Source organism: Micromonospora sp. NPDC049836 (assembly GCF_044465125.1).
Taxonomy (GTDB): Bacteria; Actinomycetota; Actinomycetes; order Mycobacteriales; family Micromonosporaceae; genus Micromonospora.
In genome coordinates this window covers 98,713-114,333 of record NZ_JBITLH010000008.1, presented here as the reverse complement: position 1 = coordinate 114,333, position 15,621 = coordinate 98,713, and the positions used below count along the sequence as shown (strand labels likewise).

Here is a 15,621-nt window from a genome sequence, read left to right as displayed (position 1 = left end):
CCCGGGCGGCGGGGGTCAGAAGTCGATGAAGCCGTACAGCGCCAGGTGGTTGGACTTGGTGCTGCTCACCGTGTGGCCGATCGTGGAGGGCTGCACGGTACCGCGGACGAACAGGTAGTCGATCTTGCTGGATCCGGAGGTGGCCTTCGTGCCGTAGCCGGTCATGCCGTACCCGCTCAGCGTGCTCGCCGGGATGCCCGTGCGGTTGGCGTCGATGCCGACGATGCGGATCGTCGAGGCGTTGAGCAGGCTGGTCGCGTCGGCACCGAGGTGGATGCCGGTGCCGCCGATGCCCGTGTCGCCGGCACCGGCGCAGGCGTTCTGGCGGTTCTCCTGCGGCAGGTGCATGGTCGCGGCGAACACCGTCACGCCGGTGTCCTTGATGGTGAAACGCGCCGCGATGGCGCTGGTGCGCTTCCACTTGTACGCGTTGACCGTGCCGCTGTCGCTGTTCGGGGGCTTGTACAGCGTGCAGCCGGCCCCGCCGTTGTACGCCGTGCCCGGCTTGAGCCAGCCGGCGCTCCAGTACTTCGACACGTCGCCGCTGGCCAGGCTGAGTCGGCGGGTGTTGTAGATGATGGCGTTGGTCTGCCGCTTCTTCAGGTCACCGAGCGACTGCTGGCTGCAGTGGTGGGTGCTGCCCCACTCCTCGGGGTTGTCCCAGGCGACGATCGCCCGGTAGGCGCCGGCCGCGTAGCCGAACTTCGCCGACAGCTGGTCGGCGTACGCCTGCGCCTGCCCGGTGCCGCGGACCTGCTGCACGATCAGCAGGTCCGGCGCCTGTACCCCGGACGTGCCGGTCCTGCCGTCGCTGTCGACCAGCATCGAGGTCAGGTGGTCGGGGCCGGAGACGCGGGTGCAGGTGCCGTCCGCGTTGTTCCGCACCAGGTTCTCGATGTTGTTGTTGTAGACCCGCAGCGTGCGGTCCCCGACCAGGGTGGTCGGGGAGCCGAGCGCCGGGGCCGGTACGAACGCGAAACCCGCCAACAGCGCCGACGTCGCCGCCACGCGTTTCCACAGCAATCCCTGCGTCATCGCCACCCGTCCGATCTCCGCGGTTTCATGATCCGGCGCGAGTATAGGTCGACATCGTTGCGGCCGAAGGCCCGTGAGCAGGCCGCTGTCGCACCGCCCGGATGCGCCGATCCAGAACTCCTCCCGGTCAGTCGTCGGGCCGCATCGGCATCCGCGAATTTGGCGGGCAGGGTCGGGTCGGGGGCCGGCCACCCGGCCCGCCGATCCGGTCAGCCGGCCTCGCGGCGGGCCTTCGCCCGGCGCTTGCCCTCGTGCATGGCCTGCACCCGGGCCACCGGGATGGTCCGCCCCTCGGCCACCAGGTCCGCGGGCAGCCGTTGCGGGGCCGGCAGCGCCTCGGCCCACGGGTCCCGGTCGGCGACCAGCGCCGGCACCGTCCGGACGGTGAAGTCGGCGGGCGCCGCCGAGGCCAGGTCGGCCCAGCCCACCGGGTACGACACCGGCGTCCCGGGCCGGATGCGCGGGCTGTACGCGGCCACCACGGTCGCCCCGTACGCCCGGGTGGAGTCGACGAAGACCCGGCCGCCCCGGTCCTCCACGATGAACGCGGTGGTGGCCAGCGCCGGGTCCAGCCGCTCGGCGCGGGCCGCGACGGCCCGGGTCGCGGCGGCCGCCTCCTCGGCGGTGGTGACCGGGTCCACCGGCACGATCACGTGCAGCCCCTTCGCGCCACTGGTCTTGACCGCCCCGGCCAGCCCGACGTCGGCGAGCGCCTGGCGGACCAGCAGCGCTGCGCCGACCGCCATGCCGAACGAGTCCCCGGCCGGCGGGTCCAGGTCCAGCACCAGGTGGCTGGGGTGCTCCGGCTGGCCCGCCCGGCTCAACGTCGGGTGATACTCGACGGCCCGCTGGTTGGCGAACCAGAGCAGGGTGCGCCGGTCGTCGCAGAGGGCGTACGAGATGCTCCGGCGGGACGCCTCGGCCCAGACCGAGGTGCGGCGCACCCAGTCCGGGGTGTACTTCGGCAGGTTCTTCTGCATGAACGGCTCCTGGCCGGGCCGCACCCGGACCACCGACAGCGGCCGGTCGCGCAGCCCCGGCAGCATCCACTCGTGCACGGCGTCGAGGTAGTCGACCAGGTCGCGCTTGGTCGCCCCGGCCCCGTCGAAGAGCGGCTGGTCCAGGTTGGTCAGCGACACGCCGTCCCGGGTCTCGTCAGCGGCAGCCATCCGCTCACCCTGCCGCCCGCGCGGCCACCAGGCAACCCGACGCGGCGGGCGGTGGGTAGGTCAGGGGCCGAACGGGTCGCCGCCGGCGCGGATGGCCGCGAGCAGGTCGGCGACCCGGGCGCGGGCCGCCGCGTACACCCCGGAGCCGTAGCTGATCCGCGCCACGCCGAGCGCGGCCAGCTCGGCGAGGCCGGGCGCGCTGGGCCGGGCCAGCACGTTCACCGGGGCGGCCAGCTCGGCGACGAAGTCGCGGATCGACGCCGGGTCGGCCAGCATGATCGGGTAGACGCAGTCCGCACCGGCCGCCAGGTAGCGCCGGGCCCGGCGGACCGCCTCGGCGAGCCGCTCCTCCGCCGGCCCGTACGCCCGCAGGTGCACGTCGACCCGGGCGTTGAGCACCAGGTCCACGCCGGCCTGCCGGGCCGCCGCCCGGATGCCGGCGAGCAGGTCGGCCTGCTCCTCGACGTCGGACAGCCGCTTGCTGCGCGGGTCGGAGTCCTCCAGGTTGGCGCCCACCGCGCCCGCCGCGAGCAGCCGCTCGACCAGTTCGGCCGGGCGTAGCCCGTACCCCCGCTCCAGGTCGGCGGTGACCGGGACCGGCACAGCGGCGGCGATCCGGCCGACCGCGGCGAACATCTCCGCCACCGGAAGGGCCTCGCCGTCGGCGTGTCCGAGCGCCTCGGCGACCGCGCCGCTGCTGGTGGCGACGGCCGGGAAGCCGGCCGCGACCACGGCGCGGGCGGAGCCGGCGTCCCAGGCGTTCGGCAGGATCAGCGGGTTTCCGGGGCGGTGCAGCGCGCGCAGCGCGGCCGCTCGGCGGCTCAGCTCGGTCATACCGGGATTCTCGTCCGGCCGGCGGCCCGGCCTCAGCGCCAATCCGGTGCCGTTGGACTGGGCCGATTTCGGCGCCGACCCGCGCCTGGCGCCGGCCGCCGGCCGGCGGCCAGGTCCCGGGCCGACCCACCCCGCTCCACCGACGACATCAGATCGGTGGTCGGCGCAGGGCGTCCCGGGCTGGCGGCGGTGAGGTCGCCGGCCGGCGCCCGCGCCATCGTGGTGACCTGTCGTCGGCCGGCGAGCGGAGGTCGCCACGGTGGCGATGGGCGTCAGCGTGCGGAGCGCCCGGCCGGGGCGGCGGAGATCAGGGCGGGTGCCGCCGGGTCGGGCCGGCGGGGCCGCCGGGCGGTGCGGAGCGCGACCAGGAGCGCCGCGGTGACCAGGGCGGCGGCCACCGCGAACGCCGAGCGGTACCCGGCGGCGAGGGCGGCGACCGGTTCGGTGCCGGCGGCGCGCAGCGTGCCGGTGCGGCTCGCCGCGAGGGTGGCGAGGACGGCCAGCCCCAGCGCGCCGCCCACCTGCTGGGTGGTGTTGGCCAGCCCGGAGGCGAGCCCGGCGTCGGCCGGGTCGGCGCCGGCCATGGCGAGCGTGGTGACCGCCGGCAGGGTCAGGCCACCCGCGACGCCGAAGACCAGCATGGCCGGCAGCACGTCGGAGGCATACCGGGCGTCCGCCGGGAGGCGGGTCAGCAGCAGGAAGCCGACCACGGCGAGCGCCAGCCCGCCCACCAGCACGGTGCGGGCGCCGTACCGGTCCACCAGCCGGCCGGCCAGGCCCAGCGAGACGGCGCCGATCACCAGCGGGGTGGGCAGGAAGGCGAAGCCGGTGGCCGCCGGGTCCAGGCCGAGGACGAGTTGCAGGTACAGGGCGAGCAGGAACTGGAAGCCGAAGTAGGCGGCCACCATGAGGAACTGGGTGGCGTTGGCGGCGACCAGGCCGGGCGCCCGCAGCAGCCGGGGCGGCAGCAGCGGGGTGGCGGCGCGGCGCTGCCGGGCGGCGAATCCGGCGAGCAGCGTCATGGCCAGCCCGCCGGCGCCGAGCGTGCGCGGCGAGGCCCAGCCGTGCTCCCCCGCGCCGACGATGGCCAGTACGGCGGCCATCAGCCCGGCCGTGGCCAGCACCGCGCCGAGCAGGTCCAGCCCGGCGCGTAGGCCGGCGCCGTGGTCCGGCGCGACGAGTCGGCGGGTGCCGGCCGCGATCAGCGCCCCGATCGGCAGGTTGATCAGGAAGATCGACCGCCAGCCGGCCAGGTCGGTGAGGATCCCGCCGACCAGCAGGCCGAGCGAGGCGCCGGCCGCTCCGGTGAAGCTGAACACGGCGATGGCCCGGGCCCGCTCGGCCGGCTCGGGGAAGAGCCGGACGATCATGCCGAGGCTGACCGCGGTGGTGAGCGCCCCGCCGACGCCCTGGGCGAACCGGGCGGCGACCAGGGTGCCCGGTCCCTCGGCCAGGGCGCAGAGCAGCGAGGCGGCGCTGAACAGGGCCACGCCGGCCAGGAAGACCTGCCGCCGGCCGAGCAGGTCGCCGAGCCGGCCGGCGAGCAGGAGCAGGCCGCCGAACGCCACCAGGTACGCGTTCACCACCCAGGCCAGCCCGGTGGCGGTGAAGCCGAGGTCGGCCTGGACGGCCGGCAGCGCCACGGCCACGATGCTGCCGTCCAGGATGATCATCAAGCTGCCGGCGCAGAGCACCAGCAGCGCCGGCCAGCGTTTCGTCCCCGTCATGGACATGCCTCCTTGGTGCACGGTTTGTTACCGAGGACATCGTCTGTGACCATGAGGCAGAGCGGAAGGAGGCACTTCGATGTCCCAGGGGAACAGCTGTGTCACCGTGACGGCGAACCAGGCCCGCGCCTGCACCGTCCGGGAGGCGCTGGACCGGGTCGGCGGCAAGTGGAGCATCGGCATCCTGATCGCCGCCTCGCAGGGACCGATCCGCTTCACCGAGCTGGAGCGCCAGGTCGAGGGGATCAGCCGGCGGATGCTCACGCTGACCCTGCGCAACCTGGAGCGGGACGGCCTGCTGCGCCGGCACGTCTACCCGACCGTCCCGCCCAAGGTCGAGTACACCGCCACCCCGGTGGCGCTGGAGCTGTACGAGTCGCTGGTCGCGCTGACCGCGTGGGCCGAGCGGCACCGGGAGTCGATCGGGGCGGCCCGGGCGGCGTACGACCGGGAGCACGGGGCGGCGGCCGGCTGACCGGCGCTGTGGCGAAGACCACCGGATCCCGCTGACCGTTCGGTCAGCACCTGACCGATCGGTCAGGCATGCTGGAGGACATGGCACGAGCGGTTCCGGAGACGCACGCCGAGATCCTGCTCGCGGCCGCCCGTCGCTTCGCCAGCACCGGCTACAAGGGCACCTCGCTGCAGGACATCGCCGGCGAGGTGGGCTGCTCGAAGGCGACCGTGCTCTACCACTTCGCCAGCAAGGAAGCGCTGCTCACCGAGCTGATGGCACCCGCCATCGCGGTGCTGGTGGGGCTCGACGCCCGCATCGCCGAGCAGGAGCGCGGGGCCGACGCGCAGCGGGTCGCCGGGGAGGGCTTCGTCGACCTGGCGGTCCGCTTCCGCCGGGAGATCGCCCTGCTCCGCGGCGAGTTCACCGAGCTGCTCCAGCAGCCGGCCTTCGTGCACATCCGGCAGATCTCCGACCGGCTGATCGACGCGCTGGCCGGCCGCCCCGACCGCCCCTCGGCCCGGATCGCCGCGCTGGTGGTGCTCGCCGGCATCGCCGAGACCTGCGCCGAGTTCATCGACATCCCCGACGACGAGCTGCGGCCCGCCCTGCTGGCCGTGGTCCGCCGGGCGCTCGAACCCGTCACCTGATCCCGCAACCCAATCCGAGGACAAGGAAACCTGATGGCGACCCTGCTGTACCGGCTCGGCCGGGCATCGTTGCGCCGACGGCGACTCGTCGCCGTCGTCTGGCTCGTCGTACTCGTCGGCCTCGGCATCGCCGCGGCCACCCTGAGGGGCCCGACAGCGAGCAACTTCTCCATGCCGGGCACCGAGTCGCAGCGCGCGATCGACCTGCTCGCCGACCGGTTCCCGGCGGCCAGCGGGGCCACCGGCACCATCGCCGTGAAGGCGCCCCAGGACGGTCAGCTCCTCACCCCGCAGGGGCAGGCCGTGGTCGCGCAGGTCACCCAGGAGGCGGCCACCCTGCCCGGGGTGGTCGGCGCGGTCGACCCGTACCAGGCGAAGGCGCTCACCCAGGACGGCCGGTACGCGCTGATCCAGGTGCAGTTCGCCGGCCGGGCCGACGACGTCACCGACGCCCAGCGCGACGCGTACGAGAAGGTCGGCGCGCAGGCCGAGGCGCAGGGCTGGCAGATCGCCCCCGGCGGTGAGGTGCTCAACGCCGAGCCGGAGGTCGGCTCGACGGAGGCGCTCGGCGTGCTGGTCGCCGCGATCGTCCTGGTCATCACCTTCGGCTCGCTGGTCGCGGCCGGGATGACCATGCTGAACGCGCTGATCGGCGTCGGGGTCGGCATGGCCGGCCTCTTCGCGCTCAGTGGCGCGGTCGAGCTGACCAGCACGGCGCCGATCCTGGCCCTGATGCTCGGCCTGGCGGTCGGCATCGACTACTCGCTCTTCATCACCTCCCGGCACCGGCAGAACCTGCTCGACGGGCTCTCCCCCGAGGAGGCGGTCGGCCGCGCGGTCGGCACCGCCGGCTCCGCCGTGGTCTTCGCCGGCGCCACCGTGGTCATCGCGCTGGCCGGCCTCGCGGTGGTGGACATCCCGTTCCTCACCGTGATGGGTCTGGCCGCCGCCGGCACGGTCACCGTGGCCGTGCTGGTCGCGATCACCCTGGCCCCGGCCCTGCTCGGCTTCGCCGGCCGGAAGGTGCTGCCGCGCAAGCGGCGCGACCAGGCGGCGATCGACTCGGCCGCGACCGGCTCGGAGGACCGCTCCGGCTTCGGCTTCCGCTGGGCGCACTGGGTGACCCGGCTGCGCATCCCGGTGATCCTGGTCGGCCTGCTCGGCCTCGGCCTGCTCGCCCTGCCCGCCCAGGACATGCGGCTGGCGCTGCCGGACGCCTCCGCGGCCGCCGCGGGCACCCCGGCCCGGGCCAGCAACGACCTGATCCGGGAGGGCTTCGGTCCCGGCTTCACCGGCCGGCTCGCGGTGGTCGTCACCGCCGACTCGCCGCAGGCCACCCAGGCCGCCGTACCGCAGGTCACCGCGCTGATCCAGAAGACCGACGGGGTGCTCGCGGTGGCCCCGCCGCAGCTCGACCCGAGCGGCCGGACCGCGCTGCTCGGGGTGATCCCGAAGACCGGCCCGACCGACGAGAAGACCGAGGATCTGGTGCACGACATCCGCCGGCAGGTCGGCGGCATCCAGAACGCGGAGGTGATGCTCACCGGCGTCACCGCCATCGGCATCGACGTGTCGGAGAAGCTCTCCGACGCCCTCCCGGTCTACCTGCTGCTGGTGGTGGGCCTGTCCGTGCTGCTGCTGATGCTGGTGTTCCGGTCGATCCTGGTGCCGGTGAAGGCGGCGCTGGGCTTCCTGCTCACCGTGGCGGCCACCTTCGGCATCACGGTGGCGGTCTTCCAGCAGGGCCACCTGGCCGATCTGGTCGGGCTGGACACCCCCGCGCCGCTGGTCAGCTTCCTGCCGATCCTGCTCATCGGCATCCTGTTCGGCCTGGCCATGGATTACGAGGTCTTCCTGGTCTCCCGGATGCGGGAGGACTTCGTGCACGGCGACACCGCCCGGCAGGCCACCATCAACGGCATGGGGCACGGCGCCCGGGTGGTCACCGCCGCCGCGCTGATCATGATCTCGGTCTTCGGCGGCTTCGTGTTCCTGGAAGACCCGATCATCAAGTCGATGGGCTTCGCGCTCGCGATCGGCGTCGCCATCGACGCCTTCGTGGTCCGGATGACCATCGTGCCCGCGGTGATGTCGCTGCTCAACAACGCCGCCTGGTGGCTCCCCCGCTGGCTCAACAAGCTCCTGCCCAACGTGGACGTCGAAGGCGAAGGCCTCCGCGCCCACCTAGCCGACCAAGAACCCGCCCACGTCTAACCCCACCCCCGTCCCCACCCACCCACCCACCCCGCCCCGCCCCGCCCCGCCCGCCCAGCTCGTCGATCAAGGAGTTGTGGCACCGAGCAAAAGCCGCGTAAGCGGACCGAGCAGGCGCCACAACTCCATGATCGACGCGGAAGAAGGGCGGGGCGGGAGGGGCGGGAGGGGCGGGGTTAGACGCCGGCGGGGTAGGTTTCCATTTCGCCGGGGGTGGGCAGGGCCGGTAGGGGGTGCAGGGCGGTGGACTCGTCGCACCAGATGAAGGCGTCGTAGCGCTCGCCGAGGCGGGTCGGCACGTAGTTGCCCCAGGACTCCAGGCTCGGGTCGTAGACCACCCCGATGGCCCGGTGGTCGGCGTCATCGCTCACCCACCCCGGCTGGTCCGGCCCGCCGAAGACCAGCACCGCGCGCTCCGGCAGCAGCTCGTGCAGCCGCCGCTCCACCGAGCCGTCCCGGGCCGGCGGCACCACCATCACCTCGGCCGGTGAGCCCCAGCGGGGCGCCGCCACCACCGTGCCCCGGTAGCTGCCGAAGCCCACCAGCGCCACCGCGTCCCGGCCGTGCCGCTCCCGGGCGAGCTGGCCGATGTTCACCATCCCGCCCGCCGTCATGTCGGTGGCCCGGGCGTCCCCCACGTGCGTGTTGTGCGCCCAGACGATGCCCCGGGAGCCCGGGCCGTACCGGTCCAGCAGCCGGTCCAGGGTGTCGGCCATGTGGGTGTCCCGGACGTTCCACGACTCCGGCCCGCCGCCCACCATCGCCCGGTAGTAGCGCTCCGCGCCGGCCACCACCTCCGCGTTCTGCCAGGCCGAGAAGCGGTCCGGGCCGTCCGCGGCGGCCTGTTCCCGGGTACGCGCCAACAGCCGGACCACCTCCTCCTCGCAGCGGGCGGAGACGAACCGGCTTGCCAGGCCGTACTCCTCGACCTGTCGGCCGTACGGCTCGAAGCAGCGGTACGCCTCCTGGGCCGCCTCCAGCGACGCCGGGTCCTCCTCGCCCAGGTAGTCGAAGATGGCCTGCATGGACTCCCAGAGGCTGTAGACGTCCAGCCCGTGGAAGCCGGCCCGCTCCCCCGCCGGCCGGTCCAGGTTCCACGCGCGCAGCCACCGGCAGAAGCGGGCCACCTCGGCGTTCGCCCACATCCAGGTCGGCCAGCGTTCGAACCGTTCCAGCGCGATCCGTGGATCGGCCAGCCCGCCCGGGGCACCCACCACCGAGCAGTTCACCCGGTCGCAGTCCGGCCAGTCCCCCTCCACCGCCACGAAGTCGAAGCCCTGCTCGGCGATGAGCCGCCGGGTCAGTTGCTCACGCAGCCGGTAGTAGTCGTAGCTGCCGTGCGTCGCCTCACCGATCATGACGATCCGGGCGTCCCGGACGCGTTCCAGCAACGGGTCGAAATCGCTCGGCGCGCCGAGCCGCTGAACCAGCATGCCCGCGGCTACCCGGGTCCCGCCCGCACAAACCGCCGCCCCGCCCCGCCGGCCGGCATGCCCGGGACCGGAACGGGTAGCCGGTCGGCATGACGGTCAGCGGCGTGCAGTTGCAGGAGTACCTGGCCGGGCTCGACTACCCGGTCTCCCGCGAGGACCTGGTCCGCTGGTGCCAGGAGAACGGCGGCAGCACCGAGATGCTTCAGCTGCTCCGGGGGCTGCCGGTGGAGGAGTTCGACAGCCCCGCGGAGCTGGGCGAGGCGCTGAACACGCTCGCCTGACCCGGCCGGGACCGGCCCGCGCCGGGCCGGCTCACCCGCGACGCCGCCTCGGCCTGGCCGGCTCACCCGCGACGCCGCCGCCGCGGCCGGGCCGGGTCCACCGCGTGCAGCAGCCGGAACAGCACCAGCCACTGCTCGGGCCAGACCAGCCCGACCGGGGTGTCCGGGGCCAGCCGGGCGGCCCGCAACGCCCCGTCGACCCGCGCGGCCGGGTGGGCCGCGCGCAGCGAGGCCGCGAGCGAGCCGCCGACCCCGCCGAAGCCCAGCTCCACCATCCGCCGGTACGCGGGCAGCGCCGCCCGGGACAGCAGCGGCTCGGCCCGCCGTTCCAGCCGCAGGATGCCCCCGTCGACGGCCGGCACCGGCCGGAACGCGGTACGCGGCACCCGGCCGGCCAGCCGCCAGTGGTGCTCGGGCCAGGTGAGCACGGTGAGCCGGCTCCACCGGCCCCGGTCGCCGGTGCGCTTGCGGGCGTACTCGAGCTGGGTGAGCAGGGTCGCGGAGCGCAGGTGGGGCGCGGCGAGGCACCAGCGGACCACGCCGGCGGTGAGCGACCACGGGATGTTGCCGACCACCGAGAACGGCTCGTCGGGCGGCGTGGCGGCGAGGAAGTCGGCCGGCCGGACCCGGACCCGCGGCAGCGCCGCGCAGACCTCGGTCAGTTCGGTCAGGACGGCCGGGTCGACCTCGTACGCGATCAGCCGGCCGCACCGGTCGGCGAGCGGGCGGGTCAGTTGGCCGCGCCCGGCGCCCACCTCCAGCAGCAGGTCGTCCGGGTCGGGGCGGGCCGCCCGGACCATCCGCGCGACGGCGGCCGGGTCGGCGAGGAAGTTCTGGGACAGCACGCGACGGGACCGGTCGCGGGCGGTGGTGCGGGATCGGCGGGGCGCCACGGGAATCGTCCTGTCTGTCGCCGGGCGGCGACGGATCCGGACAGGCGCGGGTACGGGCCTGTCCGAGCGGATGGGACTCGGACGACCCTGGAGATCGGCGGGAGACGCGACCCGGCACGCCGCCCGCCCAGCACCGGGCGGTCCCGGCGCACAGCGGACAGCACAGCCCGCACAGCGGACAGCACAGCCCGCACGGCGGGCGGCGGAGCGGATCGGCGCGGGCGAACCGCCGCGTGCCGGGAGGGCAGGCGGCGGAGCGCGACCGGCAGCCGCCGGCGGCCGGGCCCGGTCAGGGCGCGGCGCGGACGGTCAGGTCAGGCGCGGTGGGCGTCCCGGCCGGCCAGGGCCGGACGCCGGACCCGCGGGCGGGCGACCAGAAGGAGCCCTCGCGTGGCCGGCGTACCGACCACGTCGATCAGGGCGTGCGTGAACATGCCGGACAGGTTAGCCATCGGCGGGTCGTGGCGCGACGGATTTCCGCCCCGGCGCCGTGGTCCGCCTACAGCTCGACCGTGCGCCCCTCGGCGCGGGCGGTCTCGGCGGCCTCGAGCACCGCCACCACCTCGCGGCCGAACCGCACGTCGCAGCGGTGGTCCCGGGTGCCCGCCTCGATCTCCTCCAGCAACTGGTCGATCGCCGTGCCGAACGCCTGGAGCACGCTGCCGTCGCCCGGCGGGACGGACTCGATGCCGTTGTCGCCGAAGAAGACGAAGTCCCGGGTGACCGCCTCGGCGGGCGCGTCCAGGGTGAGGGAGATGCTGCTGGTGGCGCCGCCGTCGTGGGTGAGCAGCAGGTGCACCAGCCCGCTCGGGCCGTTCATCGCGGCCACCCGGGTGACCCGGCCGAGCACCGGCAGGATCAGCGACAGCGCGTGCGGGCCGATGTCCCACAGCGCGCCGTGCTGCCGCCGCCACTGGGAGTCCCCGTACGGGTTGCCGGGCTGGTAGATCGAGGCGAACATGGTGCCCCGGGCGTGCTGCCAGCCACCGGCCGCGGCCGTCGCGGCCAGGAAACCGGTGATGTTCGGGTGGAATCGCTGGGTGAAGAAGACCACCGAGGCCACCCCGGCGCCCTGCGCCGCGGCCACCACCCGGTCGGCCTCGGCGAGGCTCAACGCCAGCGGCTTGTCCAGCAGCAGGTGCCGGCCCGCGGCGGCGGCCCGGACGGCGATCTCGGCCTGCACGCCCGGCGGCAGCGCCACGGCGATCGCGTCGCACGCGCCGAGCAGCGCGTCCACGTCGTCGAAGGCCGGTACGCCGTGCCGCGCGGCCAGCGCGCCCGCCTTCGCCGGGTCCCGTCCCCACACCCCGGCCAGCGTGGCCCCGGGGTGGGCGTCGATGGCCGCGGCGTGCGTCTCCGCCGCCCAGTGACCGGTGCCGAACAAGCCGAACCGCAGCACGCGTCCCCCCGCCGTCGTCGTCGCCACGGCGTACGCCGGTGGCCGTGATCCACGCTAGTCCTCCGCCGGCGCCGGTGCGCGCGGACCCCGTCGGCGAGCCGGCCGGCGATGCCTACTACGCCGCTTAGTAGGCTGTGCCGGTGAACGGGACTGCGCCGATGACCAGTGCCGCGGCCGGCGGCTCGCCGGTGGACGGGATCCTCGCGACGGCCGCGATCGTGCTGTCGCTCGTACTCGCCGGCTGGGCCCTGGTGGCGGCGCTGCGCCACCGGGCGCCGGACCGGCCGCAGTTCGCCGGTCTGGCCGTGCTGGAGTTGGCCCTGCTCGGGCTCGCCGTGGCGGCGCTGGTCGCGCTCGGCGGCGGGGAGCGGCCGGGCGAGCCGGGGGCCTTCTTCGGCTACCTGCTCACGCTGGTCTGCCTGCCGCCGCTGGCCTGGGTGCTGGCCCGGATGGAGCCGACCCGCTGGGGCTCGGCGATCGTCTGCGCGGTCTGCCTGGTCACCCCGGTCGTGGTGGTGCGCCTGCAACAGACCTGGGAGGTCGTCGGTGGTTGACGCGCGGGCGCCCGAGCGGGCCGCCACCAACAAGGGGCCGGGCCGGCTGCTGATCGCGGTCTACATCCTCTTCGCGATCGCCGCGACCTCGCGGGCCGGGCTGCAGATCGCCACGAAGTTCGACGAGGCGCCGGTGGCGTACCTGCTCTCCGCGCTGGCCGCGCTCATCTACATCGTGGCGGCGGTCGGGCTGGCCCGGGCCGGGCACACCGGCCGCCGGGTGGCGCTGGCCTGCATTTCCGTGGAGCTGGTCGGGGTGATCGGGGTCGGCATCCTGAGCCTGGCCGACCGCGCGCTCTTCCCGGACGAGACGGTCTGGTCGGGGTTCGGCAGCGGCTACGGCTACATCCCGCTGGTCCTGCCGGTGCTCGGCCTGTTCTGGCTCTGGCGCACCCGGCACGACGCCTGACGGCGCGCCCCGGCGCGGGCCGGGACGCGCCGCGCGGTCAGTCCTTGGGGCCGCCCGCCACGTAGATGACCTGGCCGGAGACGAAGGACGCGCCCTCGCTGGCCAGGAACGAGATGGTGTGCGCGACGTCCTCCGGCCGGCCGGTGCGGCGCACCGGGATCTCCGCGGCGGCGTGCTGCTGGAGCGCCTCGAAGTCGACCTTCATCCGGGCCGCGGTGGCGGCGGTCATGTCGGTGACGATGAAGCCCGGCGCGACCGCGTTGACGGTCACCCCGAACGGGCCCAGCTCGATGGCGAGGGTCTTGGTGAAGCCCTGCAGCCCGGCCTTGGCGGCGGAGTAGTTGGCCTGGCCCCGGTTGCCCAGCGCGGAGGTGCTGGAGAGGTTGACGATCCGGCCCCACTTCCGCTCGACCATGTGCTGTTGGGCGGCCTGGCTGAACAGGAACGCCCCGCGCAGGTGCACGCCCATGACCGTGTCCCAGTCGACGTCGGTCATCTTGAACAGCAGGTTGTCCCGGAGCACGCCGGCGTTGTTGACCAGCACGGTCGGCGCGCCCAGCTCGGCGGCGACCCGCTCGACGGCGGCCGTCACCTGGGCCCGGTCGGCGACATCGGCGCCCACGCCGAGGGCCCGGCCGCCGGCCGCGGCGATGGCATCGACGGTCTCCTTGGTGGCCGCCTCCTCGATGTCGACCACGGCGACGGCCATGCCGTCGGCGGCCAGCCGGCGGGCGGTGGCCGCGCCGATGCCGCGCGCGGCTCCGGTCACGATGGCGACGCGGGGCTCCTCCGACATGATTACCTCCCGGTAACTTGAGCTCGATCGAAGGAGCTTATCCCCGATCGCGCCGTCAGAGGCGGTGGCCCCGACAGATGCGGATCCACCGGTAGCCGTAGCCGGAGAGCTTGAGCCGGTCCAGCTTGCCGACCTCCTCGTAGTTGCGGTCGGTGAACACGTCGATCGGCAGGTCGGCCTCCGGGGCCAGGATGCTCAGGTCGATCTCCACGTCCTCGGTGCCGAGGTTGTGCAGGAAGACCATGGTCCCGGTCGCCCCGTCGGCCCGGTGCGCGAGCACCCCGGGCGGCATCGGCACGTCGATGTGGCTGGTGGAGCCCGAGCCGATCTCCGGGGCCTCCCGGAGGGTACGGATCATCCGCTCGAACCAGCCCAGCAGCGAGCGCGGATCCCGGCGCTGGGCGGTCACGTTGACGTTCTGGTAGCCGTACTCGCCCTTGTCCAGGACGGGGCGGACCAGCTTCTCCGGGTCGGCGGTGGAGAAGCCGGCGTTCTCCTTGTACGACCACTGCATCGGGGTGCGGATCGCCTCCCGGCCGGGCAGCGACAGGTCCTCGCCCATCCCGATCTCCTCGCCGTAGCGCAGCACCGGCGTGCCGCGCAGCGAGAACTGCAGCGCGTACGCCAGCTCGATGCGCCGGCGGTCGTTGCCGAGCATCGGGGCCAGCCGGCGGCGGATGCCCCGGCCGTAGAGGCGCATGTTCTCGTCGGGGCCGAACTGCTCGTACACCTGGTTGCGCTGCTCGGCGGTGAGCCGGGACAGGTCGATCTCGTCGTGGTTGCGCAGGAAGGTGGCCCACTGCCCGCCCTCCGGCAACGCCGGGGTGTCCCGCAGCGCCTCGATCACCGGCTCCGGGTCCTGCCGGGCCAGGGCCAGCATCAGCCGCCCGTTCATCATGAAGTCGAAGAGCATGTGGATCCGGTTGGCCGAGCCGCCGCTGTCGCCGAAGTAGACCGGCAACTGGTCGGGCTCCACATTCGCCTCGGCCAGCAGGACCGCGTCGCCGCGCCGCCACTGCACGTGCTGGCGCAGCTCGGTGAGGAAGTCCAGGTCCTTGGGCGAGTCGGGGTTGCCCGGCTCGGTCCGCTCGATGATGAACGGCACCGCGTCCATCCGGAAGCCGGAGACGCCGAGCTGGAGCCAGAACGACATGATCTTCTTGATCTCGGCCCGGACCTCGGGGTTGGCCACGTTGAGGTCGGGCTGGAACTTGTAGAAGCGGTGGTAGTACCAGGCCTTCGCGGTGCGGTCGTAGCTCCAGGTCTCGTTCTGCTCGCCCGGGAAGACCATGCCCTGGTGGCGGTCGGGCGGCGCCTCCTCGCTCCACACGTACCAGTCGCGGTAGGGCGAGTCGGGCGAGGAGCGGGCGGACTGGAACCAGGGGTGCTCGTCCGAGGTGTGGTTGACCACCAGGTCGATGATCACGTGGATGCCCTTGTTCTTCGCCTGGTGCAGCAACTCGGCGAAGTCGCCGAGGGTGCCCAGCCGCGGGCTCACGTTGTAGAAGTCGGTCACGTCGTAGCCGTCGTCGCGGTTGGGCGACGGATGGATCGGATGCAGCCAGAGGCAGGTCACGCCCAGCCGGGCGAGATAGTCGAGCCGGCCGATCAGGCCACGGAAGTCACCGGTTCCGTCGCCGTTGGAGTCGGCGAACGTGTCCACGTCGAGGCAATAGACGACCGCCTCCTGATACCACCTGTCACCCATGCCCGGGTTACTTCTCCGGTTCCGGCGGGCGGCAAACCCACCGGTCCGACCGGTACCGTGCCGGG

Annotated in this window: 14 protein-coding genes and 1 pseudogene; 6 read left to right on the top strand and 9 right to left on the bottom strand. The window is 74.0% G+C overall.

The window, feature by feature from the left end; translation table 11 throughout:
* Window positions 1-15: 15 nt before the first annotated feature.
* From ACIBPB_RS21890 to ACIBPB_RS21875, 4 genes are all read right to left on the bottom strand, one after another.
* Window positions 16-1,035 carry a hypothetical protein gene (locus tag ACIBPB_RS21890; protein WP_396841362.1) on the bottom strand — a complete coding sequence of 340 codons (1,020 nt, stop codon included), beginning with the start codon at window positions 1,033-1,035 and terminating at the stop codon, window positions 16-18.
* Window positions 1,036-1,244: 209 nt separating this feature from the next.
* On the bottom strand, window positions 1,245-2,204 hold the full coding sequence (gene ligD, locus ACIBPB_RS21885; protein ID WP_396841361.1) for a non-homologous end-joining DNA ligase: 960 nt from the start codon (window positions 2,202-2,204) through the stop codon (window positions 1,245-1,247).
* 60 nt (window positions 2,205-2,264) lie between these two features.
* Entirely contained in the window at window positions 2,265-3,038 is a 774-nt protein-coding gene (locus ACIBPB_RS21880; RefSeq protein WP_396841360.1) for an isocitrate lyase/phosphoenolpyruvate mutase family protein, read from the bottom strand.
* Window positions 3,039-3,310: 272 nt separating this feature from the next.
* On the bottom strand, window positions 3,311-4,765 hold the full coding sequence (locus tag ACIBPB_RS21875; RefSeq protein ID WP_396841359.1) for an MFS transporter: 1,455 nt from the start codon (window positions 4,763-4,765) through the stop codon (window positions 3,311-3,313).
* Between the two features lie 79 nt (window positions 4,766-4,844).
* On the opposite strand from ACIBPB_RS21875, the gene ACIBPB_RS21870 reads away from it, so the two are divergent.
* The 3 genes from ACIBPB_RS21870 to ACIBPB_RS21860 all read left to right on the top strand — a co-directional run bounded on the left by ACIBPB_RS21870 (window position 4,845) and on the right by ACIBPB_RS21860 (window position 8,083).
* The gene (locus tag ACIBPB_RS21870) at window positions 4,845-5,240 is read left to right on the top strand and encodes a winged helix-turn-helix transcriptional regulator (RefSeq protein WP_396841358.1); all 396 of its coding nucleotides are present in this window, start codon (window positions 4,845-4,847) and stop codon (window positions 5,238-5,240) included.
* 80 nt (window positions 5,241-5,320) lie between these two features.
* Complete coding sequence (locus tag ACIBPB_RS21865) at window positions 5,321-5,869, top strand: TetR/AcrR family transcriptional regulator (protein ID WP_396841357.1); 549 nt, start codon at window positions 5,321-5,323, stop codon at window positions 5,867-5,869.
* 33 nt (window positions 5,870-5,902) lie between these two features.
* Window positions 5,903-8,083 (top strand): MMPL family transporter, encoded by a 2,181-nt coding sequence (locus ACIBPB_RS21860; RefSeq protein ID WP_396841356.1) that lies wholly within the window; start codon window positions 5,903-5,905, stop codon window positions 8,081-8,083.
* 176 nt (window positions 8,084-8,259) lie between these two features.
* Here the strand turns inward: ACIBPB_RS21860 and ACIBPB_RS21855 are convergent, their stop codons facing one another.
* On the bottom strand, window positions 8,260-9,516 hold the full coding sequence (locus ACIBPB_RS21855; RefSeq protein WP_396841355.1) for an erythromycin esterase family protein: 1,257 nt from the start codon (window positions 9,514-9,516) through the stop codon (window positions 8,260-8,262).
* An 89-nt stretch (window positions 9,517-9,605) separates the two neighbouring features.
* Here ACIBPB_RS21855 and ACIBPB_RS21850 point away from each other — a divergent pair, with 89 nt between their 5' ends.
* Entirely contained in the window at window positions 9,606-9,797 is a 192-nt protein-coding gene (locus tag ACIBPB_RS21850; RefSeq protein WP_357321107.1) for a DUF2795 domain-containing protein, read from the top strand.
* Between the two features lie 62 nt (window positions 9,798-9,859).
* Here the strand turns inward: ACIBPB_RS21850 and erm are convergent, their stop codons facing one another.
* Complete coding sequence (gene erm / locus ACIBPB_RS21845) at window positions 9,860-10,690, bottom strand: ErmE/ErmH/ErmO/ErmR family 23S rRNA (adenine(2058)-N(6))-methyltransferase (RefSeq protein ID WP_396841354.1); 831 nt, start codon at window positions 10,688-10,690, stop codon at window positions 9,860-9,862.
* A 499-nt stretch (window positions 10,691-11,189) separates the two neighbouring features.
* Window positions 11,190-12,089 (bottom strand): Gfo/Idh/MocA family protein, encoded by a 900-nt coding sequence (locus ACIBPB_RS21840; RefSeq protein ID WP_396841353.1) that lies wholly within the window; start codon window positions 12,087-12,089, stop codon window positions 11,190-11,192.
* 158 nt (window positions 12,090-12,247) lie between these two features.
* Between ACIBPB_RS21840 and ACIBPB_RS21835 the strand changes: the two genes are divergently transcribed.
* Window positions 12,248-12,643: a hypothetical protein gene (locus ACIBPB_RS21835; RefSeq protein ID WP_396841544.1), complete on the top strand. Its 396-nt coding sequence runs from the start codon at window positions 12,248-12,250 to the stop codon at window positions 12,641-12,643.
* Window positions 12,636-13,117: pseudogene (locus ACIBPB_RS21830) on the top strand (hypothetical protein). Before ACIBPB_RS21835 ends, ACIBPB_RS21830 begins: the two are co-directional and overlap by 8 nt.
* Here ACIBPB_RS21830 and fabG read toward each other — a convergent pair.
* The gene (gene fabG / locus ACIBPB_RS21825) at window positions 13,090-13,848 is read right to left on the bottom strand and encodes a 3-oxoacyl-ACP reductase FabG (protein WP_396841352.1); all 759 of its coding nucleotides are present in this window, start codon (window positions 13,846-13,848) and stop codon (window positions 13,090-13,092) included. The pseudogene ACIBPB_RS21830 and the gene fabG sit on opposite strands and share 28 nt — an antisense overlap.
* 55 nt (window positions 13,849-13,903) lie before the next feature.
* Window positions 13,904-15,556 (bottom strand): alpha-amylase family protein, encoded by a 1,653-nt coding sequence (locus tag ACIBPB_RS21820; protein WP_396841351.1) that lies wholly within the window; start codon window positions 15,554-15,556, stop codon window positions 13,904-13,906.
* Window positions 15,557-15,621 lie beyond the last annotated feature (65 nt).